Source organism: Streptomyces sp. CNH189 (assembly GCF_000527195.1).
Genome location: NZ_AZUS01000013.1, coordinates 168,618 through 184,723 on the forward strand (window position 1 = coordinate 168,618; position 16,106 = coordinate 184,723).

At 74.4% G+C, this 16,106-nt stretch carries 15 protein-coding genes; 8 read left to right on the plus strand and 7 right to left on the minus strand.

What is annotated here, in order from left to right; all coding sequences use genetic code 11:
- Positions 1–28: 28 nt before the first annotated feature.
- Both B100_RS0119185 and B100_RS0119190 read right to left on the minus strand, forming a co-directional pair.
- Positions 29–2,044: an NADPH-dependent 2,4-dienoyl-CoA reductase gene (locus tag B100_RS0119185; protein WP_024886056.1), complete on the minus strand. Its 2,016-nt coding sequence runs from the start codon at positions 2,042–2,044 to the stop codon at positions 29–31.
- Positions 2,045–2,152: 108 nt separating this feature from the next.
- The gene (locus B100_RS0119190) at positions 2,153–2,524 is read right to left on the minus strand and encodes a hypothetical protein (RefSeq protein ID WP_024886057.1); all 372 of its coding nucleotides are present in this window, start codon (positions 2,522–2,524) and stop codon (positions 2,153–2,155) included.
- A 268-nt stretch (positions 2,525–2,792) separates the two neighbouring features.
- Here B100_RS0119190 and B100_RS0119195 point away from each other — a divergent pair, with 268 nt between their 5' ends.
- Complete coding sequence (locus B100_RS0119195) at positions 2,793–4,865, plus strand: SpoIIE family protein phosphatase (RefSeq protein WP_024886058.1); 2,073 nt, start codon at positions 2,793–2,795, stop codon at positions 4,863–4,865.
- 105 nt (positions 4,866–4,970) lie between these two features.
- Here the strand turns inward: B100_RS0119195 and B100_RS0119200 are convergent, their stop codons facing one another.
- The gene (locus B100_RS0119200; RefSeq protein ID WP_051490016.1) at positions 4,971–5,774 is read right to left on the minus strand and encodes a putative protein N(5)-glutamine methyltransferase; all 804 of its coding nucleotides are present in this window, start codon (positions 5,772–5,774) and stop codon (positions 4,971–4,973) included.
- 290 nt (positions 5,775–6,064) lie between these two features.
- On the opposite strand from B100_RS0119200, the gene B100_RS0119205 reads away from it, so the two are divergent.
- The 6 genes from B100_RS0119205 to B100_RS0119230 all read left to right on the plus strand — a co-directional run bounded on the left by B100_RS0119205 (position 6,065) and on the right by B100_RS0119230 (position 10,925).
- Positions 6,065–6,499: a MarR family winged helix-turn-helix transcriptional regulator gene (locus B100_RS0119205; RefSeq protein ID WP_051490020.1), complete on the plus strand. Its 435-nt coding sequence runs from the start codon at positions 6,065–6,067 to the stop codon at positions 6,497–6,499.
- A gap of 135 nt (positions 6,500–6,634) precedes the next feature.
- Positions 6,635–7,240 (plus strand): sulfite oxidase-like oxidoreductase, encoded by a 606-nt coding sequence (locus B100_RS0119210; RefSeq protein WP_024886061.1) that lies wholly within the window; start codon positions 6,635–6,637, stop codon positions 7,238–7,240.
- Positions 7,241–7,304: 64 nt separating this feature from the next.
- Positions 7,305–8,024 carry a ferredoxin reductase gene (locus B100_RS0119215; RefSeq protein ID WP_024886062.1) on the plus strand — a complete coding sequence of 240 codons (720 nt, stop codon included), beginning with the start codon at positions 7,305–7,307 and terminating at the stop codon, positions 8,022–8,024.
- 214 nt (positions 8,025–8,238) lie between these two features.
- Positions 8,239–8,820, plus strand: coding sequence for an Rv1733c family protein (locus B100_RS0119220; RefSeq protein ID WP_024886063.1), 582 nt, complete (start codon positions 8,239–8,241; stop codon positions 8,818–8,820).
- A gap of 243 nt (positions 8,821–9,063) precedes the next feature.
- Positions 9,064–10,035: an acetylxylan esterase gene (locus B100_RS0119225; RefSeq protein ID WP_024886064.1), complete on the plus strand. Its 972-nt coding sequence runs from the start codon at positions 9,064–9,066 to the stop codon at positions 10,033–10,035.
- 131 nt (positions 10,036–10,166) lie between these two features.
- Positions 10,167–10,925 (plus strand): GntR family transcriptional regulator, encoded by a 759-nt coding sequence (locus B100_RS0119230; protein WP_024886065.1) that lies wholly within the window; start codon positions 10,167–10,169, stop codon positions 10,923–10,925.
- Here B100_RS0119230 and B100_RS0119235 read toward each other — a convergent pair.
- Together B100_RS0119235 and B100_RS0119240 are read right to left on the minus strand one after the other, a co-directional pair.
- Positions 10,895–11,692, minus strand: coding sequence for a thioesterase family protein (locus tag B100_RS0119235; RefSeq protein ID WP_024886066.1), 798 nt, complete (start codon positions 11,690–11,692; stop codon positions 10,895–10,897). The two genes, B100_RS0119230 and B100_RS0119235, sit on opposite strands and share 31 nt — an antisense overlap.
- Positions 11,693–11,816: 124 nt before the next feature.
- Positions 11,817–12,548, minus strand: coding sequence for a class I SAM-dependent methyltransferase (locus B100_RS0119240; protein ID WP_024886067.1), 732 nt, complete (start codon positions 12,546–12,548; stop codon positions 11,817–11,819).
- A gap of 168 nt (positions 12,549–12,716) precedes the next feature.
- On the opposite strand from B100_RS0119240, the gene B100_RS0119245 reads away from it, so the two are divergent.
- The gene (locus B100_RS0119245; protein WP_024886068.1) at positions 12,717–13,880 is read left to right on the plus strand and encodes a serine hydrolase; all 1,164 of its coding nucleotides are present in this window, start codon (positions 12,717–12,719) and stop codon (positions 13,878–13,880) included.
- Between the two features lie 355 nt (positions 13,881–14,235).
- Here B100_RS0119245 and B100_RS0119250 read toward each other — a convergent pair whose 3' ends face one another.
- A complete protein-coding gene (locus B100_RS0119250) occupies positions 14,236–15,252 on the minus strand; it encodes an asparaginase (RefSeq protein ID WP_024886069.1) in 1,017 nt (338 codons plus the stop codon).
- On the minus strand, positions 15,252–16,007 hold the full coding sequence (locus B100_RS0119255; protein WP_078541012.1) for a FadR/GntR family transcriptional regulator: 756 nt from the start codon (positions 16,005–16,007) through the stop codon (positions 15,252–15,254). Before B100_RS0119255 ends, B100_RS0119250 begins: the two co-directional genes overlap by 1 nt.
- Between the last annotated feature and the right edge of the window lie 99 nt (positions 16,008–16,106).

A 16,106-nucleotide genomic window follows, 5' to 3' on the forward strand; every position in this document is an offset into this window, starting at 1 on the left:
CTCATCCTAGGGACGGCTGTGATCGGTCCTAGAGCGCCGCCGCCAGCTCGGTGCCCTGCTTGATGGCCCGCTTGGCGTCCAGCTCGGCGGCCACGTCGGCGCCGCCGATGAGGTGGACGGGGCTGCCCGCCGCGACCAGTTCCTCGTAGAGGTCCCGGCGCGGCTCCTGGCCGGTGCACAGCACGATGGTGTCGACCTCGAGGACGGTGCTCTCGTCGCCGACGGTGACGTGCAGTCCGGCGTCGTCGATCCGGTCGTAGCGCACCCCGGGGACCATGGTGACGCCGCGGTGGCGCAGTTCGGTGCGGTGGATCCAGCCGGTGGTCTTGCCGAGCCCGGCGCCGACCTTGGACGTCTTGCGCTGGAGCAGATGGACGGTGCGGGGCGGGGCGGGCCGCTCGGGGGCGGCGAGGCCGCCGGGCGCGCGGTAGTCGAGGTCGACGCCCCACTGGCGGAAGTACGTCTCGGGGTCCTCGTGCGCCTTGTCGCCGCCGTCGGTCAGGAACTCGGCGACGTCGAAGCCGATGCCGCCCGCCCCGAGGATCGCGACGCGGTCGCCGACGGGCGCGCCGTCGCGCAGCACGTCGAGGTAGCCGAGGACGCTCGGGTGGTCGACGCCGGGGATGTCGGGGAGGCGGGGGCTGACGCCGGTGGCGACGACGACCTCGTCGTACCCGGTGACGTCGTCGGCGGTGACGCGCGTGTCCAGGCGCACGTCGACGGCCAGCTCGCCGAGGCGGGTGCGGAAGTAGCGCAGGGTCTCGTCGAACTCCTGCTTGCCGGGGACCTTGCGGGCGACGTTGAGCTGCCCGCCTATTTCGCCGGCGGCGTCGAAGAGGGTGACGTCGTGGCCGCGTTCGGCGGCGGAGACCGCGCAGGCGAGGCCGGCCGGTCCGGCGCCGACGACGGCGACGCGCTTGCGGCGGCGGGTCGGGGAGAGCACCAGCTCGGTCTCGTGGCAGGCGCGCGGGTTGACGAGGCAGGAGGTGATCCGGCCGCTGAAGGTGTGGTCGAGGCAGGCCTGGTTGCAGCCGATGCAGGTGTTGATCGCGTCGGCGCGGCCGTCGGCGGCCTTGGCGACGAAGTCGGGGTCGGCGAGCATCGGGCGGGCCATCGACACCATGTCGGCGGTGCCCTCGGCGAGCAGCCGCTCGGCGAGTTCGGGGGTGTTGATGCGATTGGTGGTGACCAGAGGGACGTTCACCTCGCCCATCAGCCGCTTGGTGACCCAGGTGTAGGCGCCGCGCGGGACGGAGGTGGCGATGGTGGGGATGCGGGCCTCGTGCCAGCCGATGCCGGTGTTGATGATGGTGGCGCCGGCCGACTCGACGGCCCGGGCGAGGGTGATCACCTCGTCCAGGGTGGAGCCGCCGGGCACCAGGTCCAGCATGGAGAGCCGGTAGATGAGGATGAAGTCGTCGCCGACCGCCTCGCGGACCCGGCGGACGATCTCGACCGGGAAGCGCATGCGGTTCTCGTAGGAACCGCCCCAGCGGTCGGTGCGCCGGTTGGTGTGCCGGGCGATGAACTCGTTGATGAGGTAGCCCTCGGAGCCCATGATCTCGACGCCGTCGTAGCCGGCCTTGCGGGCGAGGCGGGCGGCGCGGACGTAGTCGTCGATGGTCCGCTCGACCTCGGCGTCGGTCAGCTCGCGCGGTGGGAAGGGGCTGATGGGCGCCTGGAGGGGGCTGGGGGCGACCAGGTCCTGGTGGTAGGCGTAGCGGCCGAAGTGCAGGATCTGCAGGGCGATGCGGCCGCCCTCGCGGTGGACGGCCGCGGTGACCACCCGGTGCTGCTCGGCCTCCTCGTCGGTGGTGAGCTTGGCGCCGCCCTCGTAGGGGCGGCCCTCGTCGTTGGGGGCGATGCCGCCGGTGACGATGAGGCCCACTCCCCCGCGGGCGCGCGCGGCGTAGAACTCGGCCATGCGGGAGAAACCGCCCTCGGCCTCCTCGAGACCGACGTGCATGGAACCCATGAGAACGCGGTTGGGCAGGGTGGTGAAGCCCAGGTCCAGGGGGGTCAGCAGGTGGGGGTAACGGCTCATCGGGCCCTCCGTGCGCGGTGTGGTGCCTGTAGTTGTAGGGCACGCGCACCGGCTTATGCAACTAGTTGCATAAACGAGGTGACGGAGGGCACAGCGTTCCGGTCGGCGTCACCCGCTTTCGAGCCGGACGTGCAGTTCGCGCTCCTGGTCGCCCGAGACCTTGCTCAGCTCGCTGACCCGGAACAGGTCGTCCAGGGTGGTGCGGAACCGGTCGATCGCCCAGTAGCCGCCGTGCACGTCGGCGTCGACCGAGGAGGACAGCCGCGCGGGACGGGCCTCCCCCTCGCGGGCGTCGGCGACGTCGAACGTGCCGAGCCAGACCGTGGGCCGGGTCTCGTGCAGTTCCTCGGGCACGTCGTCGGAGCACCGGTCCGACGAGAAGCACGCGCACAGCGTGTCGAAGACGATCCGGGCGTCGTCCTTGCTGCATCCGCTGATCTCGACCGAGACGGACTCCGGGTGCGTGGGCTCGTTGACCATCGTGATCGCTCCTCTCGTGGTCACGTCGCCGTCCCCCACCCCTCCCTCAGCAAAGCACCGGACGCCGGGAAGCACTACCCGCGCGCCCCTCCCGCGGTGGCGCGGTCGCGGACACCGGCCAGGATGGTGGGAGGACACCGCCCAGGATCGCGGGAGAAGCGGGAACGGGACGACAGGAGCGGCGCGAAATCGCCCTCGCGCGCGGTACAACAGGGGAATGGCGGCGCGGCGACGGCGTGCCGCGGACTCGGCGAAGGCGGGGCGTGGGATGAGTGCAGCGGCATCACTCCCGGCCGGCGGGGACGGGCCGGTACGTCCCAGCGGTCTGCTCGACGTACTGCGCGTGGCCTCGGTCGTCCTGGACTCCGAGGGGCGGATCGTGCTGTGGAGCCCCCAGGCGGAGGAGCTGTTCGGGTACCCGGCGCAGGAGGCGCTGGGCAGGTACGCCGCCCGGATCATGGTGCACGAGGAGCACCTCGACCTCGTACGGAAGCTGTTCGCGGAGGTCATGCGCACCGGGCGGAGCTGGGCCGGGGCCTTCCCGATCCGGCGCAAGGACGGCGGCACCCGGCTGGTGGAGTTCCGCAACATGCGGCTGCTGGACGACCGGGGGGACGTGTACGCCCTCGGTCTCGCGGTCGACCGGACGACGGTGCGCCGGATGGAACAGGACGTCGCGCTGTCCACCCGGATCGTCGCCCAGTCCCCCATCGGGCTGGCCGTCCTCGACTCCGGCCTGCGGTACGTGTCGGTGAACCCGGCGCTGGAGCAGATCAACGGCCTGTCCGCCGACGAGCACCGGGGCCGCACCGTACGCGAGGTGCTGCCGCTGATGGACGCCGCCACCATCGAGCAGGCCGCCGAGGAGGTGCTGCGGACCGGACGGCCCCTGGTCGACCGGTCGGTCACCGGCCGCACCCCGGCCGACCCGGACGCGGACCACACCTGGGCCGTGTCGCTGTACCGGCTGGAGAACGCGCTCGGCACCGTGCTGGGCGTCGCCGTGTCGGTGGTCGACATCACCGAGCAGTACCGGGCCAACGCCGAGGCGGAGACGGCGCGCCGCCGGCTCGCCCTGATCGCCGACGCGTCCGCCCGGATCGGCACCACGCTGGATCTGGACCGCACGGCCGGCGAGCTCGCCGACGTGGCCGTGCCGGAACTGGCCGACGCGGCCGCGGTGGACCTCCTGGACGCGGTCGTACAGGGCCGGCGCAGCGTCATCGGCCCGGCCGAGCCGGCGCTGATGCGGGCGCTGGCCGTGCGCTGGGTCGACGCGTCCGACGTGCTGCCGGCGGCCGATCCGCCGGGGCAGGTGGCCCGGTACGCGCCGGACCGGCTGATCACCGAGTGCGTCCGCACGGGCCTGCCGGTGATGGTGCCGCAGGTGAAGGACGAGGACCTGCTCCGCATCGCCCGCTCCCCCGAGTCGGCCGAGGTGCTGGCCCGGGCGGGTGTCCACTCGTACCTGGCCGTGCCGCTGATCGCCCGCGGGGAGGTGCTGGGCGCGCTGGACCTCATCCGCACGCGGACTCCCCATCCGTTCCACGAGGACGATCTGCTGCTCGCGAGGGAGCTGGCCTCGCGCGCGGCCGTACAGATCGACAACGCCCGCTGGTACCAGAACGCCCGGGACACCGCGCTCACGCTCCAGCGCAGCCTGCTGCCCAGCCATCCGTCCGTGACGGGCGGCCTGGAGGTCGCCTCCCGCTACCAGCCGGCGGGCGCCACCAGCGAGGTGGGCGGCGACTGGTTCGACGTGATCCCGCTGGACCGCGACCGCACGGCCCTGGTCGTGGGCGACGTCATGGGCAGCGGCATCCCCGCCGCGGCCACCATGGGACGGCTGCGCACGGCGACCCACACGCTGGCCTCCCTGGGGCTCGACCCGGCCGTGCTTCTGGAACACCTGAACCGGATCACCGTCGAGCTGGACGAGGCGATCGCCACCTGTGTCTACGCCGTCCACGACCCGAACGAGCGGCGCTGCGTCATCGCCAACGCGGGGCACCTGCCCCCGGCCCGGATCCGCGCCGGGCACGCCCCCGAGCTGCTCGACCTGCCCACGGGGGTGCCGCTCGGCGTGGGCGGGGTCGCCTTCTCCACGACCACGGTCGACCTGGAGCCGGGCGACCGGCTGGTGTTCTACACCGACGGCCTGGTCGAGACGCGCCGCGACCCGCTGGACGAACGCCTGGACCGGCTGCTCTCGCTGCTGGACCAGCAGCCCGGCCACTCCCTGGACGAGGTCTGCGAAATACTCCTGCGCACCCTCCACGAACCGGACAACTTCGACGACGTCGCCCTCCTGATCGCCCGGGTGACGGCACCGGGGACATAGGCGCTCGAGCACCTCCCCCTCGCGGCGGACCAGGCGCAGGCGACGCACTCCGGGGGCCGCGCGGGGCGTCGCAGCCGGCCGCGACGGGCCGCCCCGTGCACGGCGTCACCGGCGGACGCCGGTCACCACGTGGGCGTGGCGTTCCTCGCAGGTGGTGAGGCGGGTGTGCAGGCCGGCCCGGGTGAAGGCGGCGACGGCGGACCGGGCCTGGTGGCTGCTGGTCTCGATCAGGAGGCAGCCGCCGGGGGCCAGCCATGCCGGGGCGTCAGCGGCGACCCGGCGCAGCACGTCGAGACCGTCCGCGCCGCCGTCGAGGGCGACGCGCGGTTCGTGGTCGCGGGCCTCCGCCGGCAGCAGGGCGATCTCGTCGCTCGGGACGTACGGCACGTTCGCGGCGAGGATGCCGACGCGGCCCCGCAGCCGCTCGGGGAGCGCGTCGAACAGGTCGCCCTGGTGGACCTGCCCGCCGAGGCCCGCGACGTTGCGGCGGGCGCAGCGCACGGCGACGGGGTCGATGTCGGCGGCGTGCAGCTCGGCGCCGTCGCGCGCGGCCGCCAGCGCGGCGCCGACGGCGCCGGACCCGCAGCACAGGTCGACCAGGACGGACGCGCCCGGTGCCTGCGCGAGCGCCTGCTCGACGAGGAACTCGGTGCGGCGGCGCGGCACGAAGACGCCTGGCTCAACGGAGATCCGGCGCCCGCCGAACTCGGCCCAGCCGACGACGAGTTCGAGGGGCAGTCCGGCGGCGCGGCGCGCGACCATGGCGTCGACGGAGGACGGATCGCCCTCGGCGGCGGCGAAGATCAGCTCGGCCTCGTCCTCGGCGAACACGCAGCCCGCCGCGCGCAGCGTGGCGGCCACCGCGTCACGGGGCGAGGAGAGGGAGGAAGGGGAGGAACGGTGCGGCAAGAGCCTGGCCTTTCGGGAGCCGAAGGGCGCTCTCCCGGTCACCCGTTACGGGCGGACCGTGTCGTTCCGAGGTGAGAGCACCCGACCTGACAAGCGGTAATGGGTCTCACCTCCTCGACTCCCGGCCGGGTCGGTCCGCGGCCGGAGGCCACCCTACCCGACGATCTCCACGGCGGTACGGTGCCTTCAGGACCGTTTCGGGCAGGGTGGAGGGGAGGTGCGTGGTGGACGCGGACGAGGCGGAAAAGTCAGGGGACGCGCGGGACGCCGTGGAGACCATCCAGCGGGAGATGACGGTGTTCGCCCGCCGGGCCCGCGCCTCGGCCGGGCGCATGCACCCCGAGCTGTCGCTGGTGTCGTACACGCTGCTGGGGCATCTGGAGACGAGCGGCGGCTGCCGGGCCACCGATCTCGCCGCCTACTACGCGCTGGACAAGTCGACGGTGAGCCGCCAGGTGACCGCCCTGGAGCGGTCCGGTCTGGTGGAGCGGCGCCCGGACCCCGCCGACCACCGCGTGCAGGTGGTGCGGCTGACGGCGGCCGGCCGGAGCATCCTGGCCGATGTGACCGAGCGCCGGCGCGCGGCCTTCGGGGAACGGCTGGCGGACTGGCCGGAGGAAGATCTGCGCCGGTTCGCCGGGTACCTCGTGCGCTACAACGCCCGGTCCGGCCTGGGGACGGCCGAGCCGGTCGCCCGTCCGGGCCGCGCGGCACGGGAGGACTGACCCCGGCACCGGACGACGAGCGCCCGGCGGTGCGCCCCGCGGGGCGCACCGCCCCGTGCCGTGCGGGGCACGGACACCGCGTACCGTTGGTCAGCGGAAACACTGAGCACCAGTCGCAACGGAAACGCCGATCACGTGAACATCACCCGAGGCTTCACCGGCCGTCCTCGCGTGCACAACCCCGGGCTGCCGCCCGGCCAGTACGACGCGGGGGACGAGTGGCCCGTCCTGTCCGCCGAGGTCACCCCCGACCTGGCCCCCGAGGACTGGACCTTCCGGATCGACGGCCTGGTCGCCGAGCCCCGCACCTGGGACTGGGAGCAGGCCCACGCGCTGCCCGCGTCGGCGTACGAGGGTGACATCCACTGCGTGACGAGCTGGTCGAAGTTCGGGGTGCGGTTCGGCGGTGTCTCGCTGGACGCGTTCCTGGAGCGGGTGCGGCCCCTGCCGTCGGCCACGCACGTGGTGGCGTACGCGCACACCGGGTACACCACGAACCTCCCCCTCGCCGACGTGACCGACGGGCGCGCCTGGATCGCCTGGGAGTACGGCGGTGAGCCGCTGCCCGCCGAGCACGGCGGACCGGCACGGCTGATCGTGCCGCACCTGTACTTCTGGAAGAGTGCCAAGTGGATCGCCGGGCTGCGGCTGCTGGACCACGACGAGCCGGGCTTCTGGGAGGGCAACGGCTACCACGCGCGGGGCAACCCGTGGGAGGAGCAGCGGTACTCCGGTGACTGAACAACTGACACAGCGGATCACTCCGGCAGCGACCGGGCCTCGGACCCCGGCGACGCGGTTCGCGGTGCCCGGGCGCATCGGGGTGAGCGAGCAGACCTCGTCGGTGTGGCGGACGGCCACCCTCACGGAGATCCGCCACGAGACGCCCCGCGCGTCGACCTTCCGGTTCGCGGTACCGGGCTGGCCGGGGCATGTGCCCGGCCAGCACCTGATGGTGCGGCTGACCGCCGGGGACGGTTACACGGCACAGCGCCACTACTCGATCGCCTCGGCGCCGGACGACTCCGGGCACATCGAGCTGACCTTGGACCACGTGTCGGACGGCGAGGTCTCGGGCTGGTTCCACACGGTGGCCCGCCCGGGCGACCGGATCGAGATGCGCGGCCCGCTCAGCGGCTTCTTCGCCTGGCCGGGCGACCGGCCCGCGCTGCTGCTGGGGGCGGGATCGGGCGTGGTCCCCCTGATGTCGATGGTGCGGCACCACCGCGCCCGCGGCCTGACCCTCCCGATGCGACTGCTGGTGTCGGCGCGCGGCCCCGAGGACCTGATCTACGCACGCGAGTACGGCGCGGAGACCACCGCGGTGTTCACCCGGAGCGCCCCGGCGGGTGTGCCCGTGGGACGTATGGCCGCCGCACATGTGGCGCCGCTCCTGGCCGAACAGCCTCCCGGTGGCTGGGAGGCCTATGTGTGCGGTTCCAACTCCTTCGCGGAGCACGCCTCCCGGCTGCTGGTGGCCGCCGGGCAGCCCGTGGAGCGCATCCGCATCGAGCGCTTCGGCTGACCCGGGCCGGCCGCGGGCCTCAGCCGGCGGCCGTCCCTCAGGCCGTCCGTCCCTGCCGCCGGGGCCGGGCAGCCGTCGTTTCGCGCGCCCGCCGCCGGGGCACCCGCCCCGCACTGTTCCGCGCGTGCCATGAGCCGCGTCCCGGAGCCGCTGGGTCCGCCGCCCCGCTCGGCCTTCGTCCCCTCGGCCGCCGTGGACGGCAGGGGAGGTCGAGATGCTGACGCGAGTGCTGAGCGCCCGGCGGCGCGGGCCGCTGTGCCGCCGCTCGGACGTCGTCGAGGCGTGGACGGCACTGGCCGTCGCCGTGCTGCTGTGCCTGGCGGCCCCGCTGGCGGGGGTGCTCACCACCCGGTGGGCGTACGGGGACGCACGGGCGGCCGCCGACGAGCAGCGCGCCGAGCGCCAGCGGGTGCGCGCCGAGGTCGTGGAACGTCCGTCGAGGGCGCGCCCCGCGTCCGGCTCGGGTGGACGGAGCGCCGTCCGGGCGACCGTGCGCTGGGAGGCGCCGGACGAGGGGACGCGTACGACGGTGGCCCGCGTCCCGGCGCACGTACGCCCCGGCGAGACGGTGCACGTCTGGCTGGACTCCCGGGGCCGCGAGGTCCTGCCGCCGGTCGACGACGCGTCGGTGTGGCAGTACGGCGTCGGCACGGGCACGCTGGCCGGCGGTGGCACGGCGGCGGTGCTGCTGCTCGCGCACCGCGCGGTGCGGCGGGTGGCGCTGCGCCGCAGGCTCGAGGAGTGGGACCGCGCCTGGGCCCGCACCGGGCCGCGGTGGACCCACCGCGGCGTCTGACCCCCACCGGCGTCTGACCCACCACGGCGTCCGCCCCCCACCGGCGTCTGACCCCCCGCGGCGTCCGACCCACCACGGCGTCCGACGCGCCGAACAGAGCCGTCCCGGCTCGCGAGACGGCCGGACGGCAACCGCTTTCTAGGCCCCTTACCTGGCCCTTTCTCAAGCAACCCTGGCGACGCGCCGGATGATCCACGTAACGTGTCCTCGCTTCGCACGGTCCCTTCACGAAGGCGGTCCCTGATGGCCCTGTTCGACCTGTCCCTCGACAAACTGCGCGCGTACCGCAGCACGTCCACGGCGCCCGAGGACTTCGACGCGTTCTGGACCGCGACGCTGGAGGAGGCACGCCGGCACCGCCTGGACGCCCGTTTCGAGCCGGTCGACACGGGACTGTCCACCGTGGAGGTCTTCGACGTGACGTTCGCCGGGTTCGGCGGCCACCCGGTCAAGGGCTGGCTGGTCCTGCCCGCCGGGGCCGGCGCGCCGCTGCCGCTGGTGGTCGAGTTCATCGGGTACGGCGGCGGCCGGGGCCTGCCGCACGAGCACCTGCTGTGGGCTTCCACGGGCCGCGCGCACTTCGTGATGGACACCCGCGGGCAGGGCAGCGCCTGGGGCGGGGGCGGCGGCACCGCGGACCCGGTCGGCGGCGGCGGACCGGCGTTCCCCGGTTTCATGACGCGCGGCATCGAGGCACCCGAGAACTACTACTACCGACGGGTGTTCACCGACGCGGTGCGCGCGGTGGAGGCGGCGCGGTCGCACCCGCTGACGGACGCGAGCCGCACCGTGGCGGTCGGCGGGAGCCAGGGCGGGGGCATCACGCTCGCGGTGGGCGGCCTGGTCCCGGATCTGGCGGCCGTCGCGCCGGACGTGCCGTTCCTGTGCGACTTCCCGCGCGCCACGACGCTCACCGACCGCAACCCGTACCGGGAGATCGGCTCCTTCCTCAAGACCCACCGGGGCCGTACGGCGGACGTGCTGCGCACCCTGTCCTACTTCGACGGCGTGCACTTCGCCGCCCGTGGCAACGCCCCCGCCCTGTTCTCGGCTGCCCTGGAGGACCAGACCTGTCCGCCGTCCACGGTCTTCGGCGCCTTCAACGCGTGGGCGCACGAGGACAAGACCATCGAGGTGTACGAGTTCAACGACCACGAGGGCGGCGGTCCCTACCAGGAGGCGGCGAAGGTGCGCTGGATGCGCGCGTACGCCTGACGCACCCGGGGGCACCGCACGGTTCCGGCCGAACTGCCGGACCACCTTCCCTGTTGGTGTAGACCAATGGTAGATGTGGTGGCTCAACGAGCCCGCACGGCCACGGTACGTCACCAACAGGAGGGCGCGGTATGGCCCGCACCACCCCGCACGATCACGTCGTCGGCGACCACCCGCCCACCGACGGGGAGCCGCTGTACCAACGGATCGCCACCGCACTGCTCGGCGAGCTGCGCACCGGCACCGTCCCACCCGGTGAAAGGCTGCCCGGGGAGCGGCAGTTGGCCGAGCATTTCGGCGTCAGCCGGGAGACCGTACGGCAGGCGCTGCAGGTGCTGCGGCGGGACGGGCTGGTCGCCACGGACCGGCGCGGCAGCCATGCGGCACTGCCCGGCGAGCCGGCGGAGGCACCGGCCGCCGCAGGCTTCCCGCTCGGGGCGCGGTGCGCCGGGCGGGAGACGGTGGCCCGGGCCACCGTCACCTGGGAGGTCCCGCCGGCGGGGCACGCCGAGCCGCTGGGGCTCGCGCCGGGCCGGGCGACCCTGATGCACCGATACTGGTCCTCGTCGGCCGACGGGCGTGAGCAGCGGACCGCGGTGACATCGTTTTCCGCCGTGGTGCTGGCGGAGGTCGAGGAACTGGCGCGCTACCGGGACCGGGCCGACGGCACCGGCGCCGCCGAGCTGCGCCGGGCCTACGACTGGATGCGCCGGGCGGGTCTGTCGCTGCACCACCGGGACACGATCACCCGGCTCGCGGGCACCCCGTCGGTCCGGGTGACCCGGCGGGTGCACGACCAGTACGCCCGGCCGCTGGAGCTCACCGAACTGGCCATGGACACCCACCAGGACGTGCTGGTCTACGAGTTCATGGTGCCGGCCGCCGCCTGAGGGGGCGTCGGGCCGCGCACCACGCGCGCCTGCCGGGCCGCCGCCAGCAGGGTCCGGTCCCGTGACCACACCGCGCTGTCGTCCACGGCCCAGCCGCCGCCCGCGTGGTCGCAGCGGATGCGGACCAGACTCCAGCCGTACGGCGCCCCGTCATCCAGGGCGTCGGAGAAGTGCACGGTCAGCTCCGCGGTGGGAACCGGCCGGGGGGTGCTCCAGTGGGCGTACAGCGCGGGCGGCATGACGTCCGTGAGCGTGGTGACGGCCGCCGCGTCCAGGGGCCGGTCGTCCCGGAAACGCACCCACGCGACGAGTTCGGCGCGGGGTCCCGCGGCCAGCGGGAGGTCGCCGGTGCCGGGACGAATCTCCAGCTGGCGGGCGAAGGGCGCGAGGTCGGCGGGCAGCTCCAGCGGGAGGCAGTCGTCCGGTCCGGGCACCTCCGGGGCGGCGAGCCCGGCGTACGCGGGGCCGGGGCGGGACGGTCCGAACAGCGCCGAGCCGAGGACCACCGGCTCGCCGTCCTGATGCCCGGTGAAGACGCAGGTGGAGGTGCGCCGGCCGGTCGCGGGCGCCGTCCCGGAGAAACTGAGCGGTCCGGTCCCGACGGGGGCCAGGAAGTGCGTGGTGAGCGAGCGGACCGGCTGCGCCCCGCCGGCGAACGAGTCCCGTACGGCGGTCAGTGCCGCGCCGGCGACCCAGCCCCCGTGCATACCTTCCCAGGACCACCAGCGGGAGTCGATGCGCGTCGCGTCATACGAAGTCGTCGTCACGCGACCCACCCTAGCCAGGTGAGTTGGAAAATCCAACGCAACGAAGGGTCGAGTTGGAAAAACCAACCCACGGACGCGGAGGATCCTTGTCCGCCGCTCCCCCGGCCCGTCCACCCCTGGTCCCTCAGTCCTTCTCCGGCCGTTCGGCGACGATCAGGCGCACCTTCGGGCTTCCGTCCCGCCGTCGGCCGAACTCGGGGAGCGGCCAGAACGCGACGCGGAACCCGGTGCGATCCAGCCCGTGCCACAGGTCACCGAAGCGGACGGCGCGGTAGTACATGACGAACGGCGGCCGCCACACGGCGTTGCGCACCCGCATGGCGGTGTCGAACCCCAGGAGCATCGCCTGGGTGACGGAGCCGGGCCGGGGCGGCGCGACCACCGGGAAGACGAACCGGCCACCGGGCCGCAGCACCCCGTACACCTGGGCGAACAGCCGCGGCATCTCGCGCGGCAGGAAGTGGCCGAACGCGCCGAAGCTGACCGCGAGGTCGAACTCCGGTCCGAACGGCAGGGCCCGCGCGTCCGCCCGCACCCAGGAGACCTCGGGTCCGGCCGGCCGGGTGCGCGCGCGGGCGACGTCGAGCATCCCGGCGCTGAAGTCCACGCCGGTGACGCTCTCCCGGCACACCTGCCGCAGCACGTCCACGCCCGCGCCGGTGCCGCAGCACACGTCCAGGCCGGTGCCGTAGGGCCCGGAGTCCAGCAGCGCGGAGACGGTGGCGTCCAGCACCGGGTCGGGAGTGCGGAAGGGGGTGTGGTCGAACTTCGGGGCGAGAAGGTCGTAGCCGCGCTCCACGGACGACAGTGCCTGGACGGCGAGTTCGCTCAGACGAGGGCCTTCGGGGCTGAACATCCGCTCAGCCTAGGGCCTGATCGGTACGGCCGCCCCGGAGCGGCGCCGGGCTGCCCGTGTGCGGTCACGCCTGGCCGGGCGGGCGCCGTGTGGGGCATCCGGGTGCTCGCGGGCGGCTCGCGGCCGGGGCAGCACGGTGTCCGGGGCGCCGATTCCTACGTTTGCGGTATGACTATCGGATTTGCTTCGCGGGCTGCCGTGTCGGGGTGTGCGCTCTGCGCCGCGGGCCTGCTGGCGCTGGCGCCCGCAGCGGCGACGACCGGGCCCGGTGCCGACCCCGGGCCGCGGACGACGGACGCGCCCGCGTCCCTGCTGTACCGGCCCGGCACACACGTCCGCCCGCGTGCGGGGACGCCCGAGGTCCCGGACCTGTCCGCCCGCTCGTGGCTGGTCGCCGACGCAGGCACCGGCGAGGTGCTGGCGGCGCACGACGCGCACCGCAGGCTGCCTCCGGCCAGCACTCTCAAGACACTGTTCGCGCTGACCGTGATGCCGGCCCTGCCGTCCGGCATCCGGCACCGCGTCCGCCCCGAGGAACTGGAGGGCATCGGGCCGGGGAGCAGTCTCGTCGGGGTCGCCGAGAACCGGTCGTACCGCGTCTCCGACCTGTGGAACGGGGTCTTCCTCAACTCCGGCAACGACGCCGTGCGGGTGCTGGCGGCGCTCAGCGGGGGGTGGCGGGTCACGGCCGAACGGATGGAGGAGAAGGCGCGTGCCCTGGGGGCCCGGGACACCCGGGTGAAGTCGCCCGACGGGTACGACGCTCCGGGCCAGGTGTCCTCCGCGTTCGACCTCGCGGTGTTCGGCCGCGCGGGGCTGCGCAGCCCGGAGTTCGCGACGTACTGCGCCAGGGCGGAGGCCAGCTTTCCGGCCCGCGACGGCGGGCACTACCCGATCGTGAACACCAACCGCCTGCTGACGGGGGCGGACGGGGTCACTCCGTACCGAGGGCTGATCGGGGTCAAGAACGGCTACACCAGCAACGCCGGCAACACGCTGGTAGCCGCCGCGCGACGCGGGGGTCGCACGCTGGTGGCCACGGTGATGAACCCCCGGTCGGACGACGGGCACGCGGTGTACGAGGAGACGCGCTCGCTCCTGGACTGGGGCTTCGAGGCGGCCGGACACGTCCAGCCGGTGGGCTCGCTGGACGCCCTGCGCGCCGGCCCGCCGGGCGGCCCGGAGGCGGACACCGTGGCCCTGCCCGCGCCCCGCCGGAACGACGCCGACGACCGCCCGGTGACCTGGACGATCGCCGGGGCCGCCCTGCTGGGCGGAGCGGGGGTGGCGGTGTTCCTGCGCCTGCGATGGGGCCCGGTCCCGAAGGACTGACGACCGCCGCCGCACGCCTCCGCGGGCCACACCGGACGACGGCGGGCCGGGCGGCCTGCGTCATCCGGCCACGCCCGTCCGGTCCACGGCACCGCCCCGAGCCCGTACGTCGTTGCGACGGACGCCCCGAGCCCCATGGCTGCCACGCGCATGACGCCGGGGGGCGGCCGTCCCTCCCGGCGCGGCAGCACCCGAGGCGGCCGTCCAGGCCTTGCAGCGCCTCGTGACGCGACCGTCCGGAAAGGCGGCGCCATGAACACCTGGCCGGTCGGGCTGCCCGAACCGGCGCGGGCACGCCGCTCGCCCGGGCTGCACGGTCCCGCCGTCTTCCCCGGCTTGCTCCGCCGAACAGGCTTCAGGCGCAGACCGGGGCGCCCGCCCCGTCCAGTGCGCGGACCGGACGGATGCCGCCGACCGGCCTGCCGCCGCCCAGGACCGTCTCGCCCGTGAAGTCGGCGAGCAGGGCCGGGTCCACGCCCGCCTGGGCGAGGGCCGCCGCGGCCACCGGGATGCGGGCGCGTCCGGCGCCGTCGGCGATCTTGACGGCGACCGCCCGGCCGTCGGGCAGCGCGGCCACCTGGACACCCTCGAAGCCATCCTTGGCGAGCAGCCCCGGCACGGACCGCATCAGCGCGGCCACGTCCCGGCCGGAGCCGGACGCCATCTCGGCGTGCGCGCGCATCGCGTCGGCGACCCTGGCCTCGGAGGTGCCGGGCGCCGCCGTGGTGATGCGGGCGGCGGCGCGGGCCAGGCCCTCCAGGGAGACCGCGAACAGGGGGGCGCCGCAGCCGTCGACGGTGACCGCCGCGACGCGCCGGCCGGTGAGGTCCTCGACCGTCTCGGCGATCGCCCGCTGCAGCGGGTGCGCGGGGTCGAGGTAGTCACCGAGCGACCAGCCGTTCAGCTTCGCCGTGTACAGCATCGCGGCGTGCTTGCCGGAGCAGTTCTGGGCGAGCCGGGACGGGGCCCTGCCCTCACGCACCCAGGTGTCCCGGACGACCGGGTCGAAGGGCAGGTCGGGCACGTTCAGCAGACGGTCCTCGGCCAGCCCTGCGCGCGCGAGGATGCGCCGGGTGCCGGCGAGGTGGCGTTCCTCGCCGGAGTGGCTGGCCGCCCCCAGCGACAGCAGTTCGCCGTCGAGCGGGAGGCCCGCGCGGACCATGGCGACCGCCTGCAGGGGCTTGAGCGCGGAGCGCGGGTAGAAGGCGGCCTCGGGGTCACCGAGGCGGAACCGGACCCGGCCGTCGCCGTCGAGCACGACGACGGAGCCGTAATGGACGCCTTCCACCACGCCGCCGCGTATCAGGTGGGCGACGGGGGCGTGGAGGGGTTCGCGGATCGGGGGTGCGTCCGCGGGGAGACTGCTGAGCATCACACTGCCTGCGTGTTGTGGTGGTGGACCGGCGCGGGGGTGGTGCGCGGGCCCGGCGTGCGCGCGGAGCGCACGAGGTCGGTCAGGGTCGTCTCGACACGGTCGAGGTGGTGGGTCATGGCCCGGACGGCGTCCGGCTCGGAGCCGTCGGTCAGCGCCTCGACGATCGCCCGGTGCTCGCAGTCGGACTGCGCGCGGCGCCCGCCGAGCTCGTTGAGGAAGGCGGACTGGCGGGCCAGCGCGTCCCGGATCTCCTCGAGGACCCGCCGGAACACCGGGTTGTGGGCGGCCTCGGCCACGGTGAGGTGGAAGAGGGTGTCCATGGCCACCCAGGCGGTGGTGTCGGTCTCCCGCTCCATCCGCTCCAGCAGGTTCCGCAGCCGGTCCGCGTCCTCGGACGTGCGGCGCAGGGCCGCGTACCCGGCGACCGGGATCTCGATGTGCCGGCGCACCTCCATGAGGTCCCCGGCCGTGTAGTCGCCGAAGGTGGCGTCCTGGACCGCGTCGGCCACCACGAAGGTGCCCTTGCCGGTGCGGGACACGGTCAGGCCCATGGTCTGCAGGGCCCGCAGCGCCTCCCGCAGCACCGGGCGGGAGACCTCGAGGCCGCGGCACAGCTCCGCCTCGGAGGGGAGCTTCTCGCCGATCGCGTACTCGCCGCGTTCGATCGCGTCACGGAGGTGGGCGAGCACCGCCTCCATCGCGCCGACGCGACGGGGTACCGCACCACCTGTCTGGCTGTCTGACAGGTTCACGAGCCGATGGTGCGCGGCGGCCGTCGGCACTGTCAAGCGAGGACGGGCAGGGGTGAGGCGAACCACACCCCCGGCACGGGGGTCACCACCCCTTCCCCC

Coding starts and splice junctions, on each gene's coding strand:
- B100_RS0119185 (WP_024886056.1), bottom strand. CDS start 2,044: ATGAGCCGTTACCCCCACCTGCTGACCCCCCTGGACCTGGGCTTCACC.
- B100_RS0119190 (WP_024886057.1), bottom strand. CDS start 2,524: ATGGTCAACGAGCCCACGCACCCGGAGTCCGTCTCGGTCGAGATCAGC.
- B100_RS0119195 (WP_024886058.1), top strand. CDS start 2,793: ATGAGTGCAGCGGCATCACTCCCGGCCGGCGGGGACGGGCCGGTACGT.
- B100_RS0119205 (WP_051490020.1), top strand. CDS start 6,065: ATGACGGTGTTCGCCCGCCGGGCCCGCGCCTCGGCCGGGCGCATGCAC.
- B100_RS0119220 (WP_024886063.1), top strand. CDS start 8,239: ATGCTGACGCGAGTGCTGAGCGCCCGGCGGCGCGGGCCGCTGTGCCGC.
- B100_RS0119225 (WP_024886064.1), top strand. CDS start 9,064: ATGGCCCTGTTCGACCTGTCCCTCGACAAACTGCGCGCGTACCGCAGC.
- B100_RS0119230 (WP_024886065.1), top strand. CDS start 10,167: ATGGCCCGCACCACCCCGCACGATCACGTCGTCGGCGACCACCCGCCC.
- B100_RS0119240 (WP_024886067.1), bottom strand. CDS start 12,548: ATGTTCAGCCCCGAAGGCCCTCGTCTGAGCGAACTCGCCGTCCAGGCA.
- B100_RS0119245 (WP_024886068.1), top strand. CDS start 12,717: ATGACTATCGGATTTGCTTCGCGGGCTGCCGTGTCGGGGTGTGCGCTC.
- B100_RS0119250 (WP_024886069.1), bottom strand. CDS start 15,252: ATGCTCAGCAGTCTCCCCGCGGACGCACCCCCGATCCGCGAACCCCTC.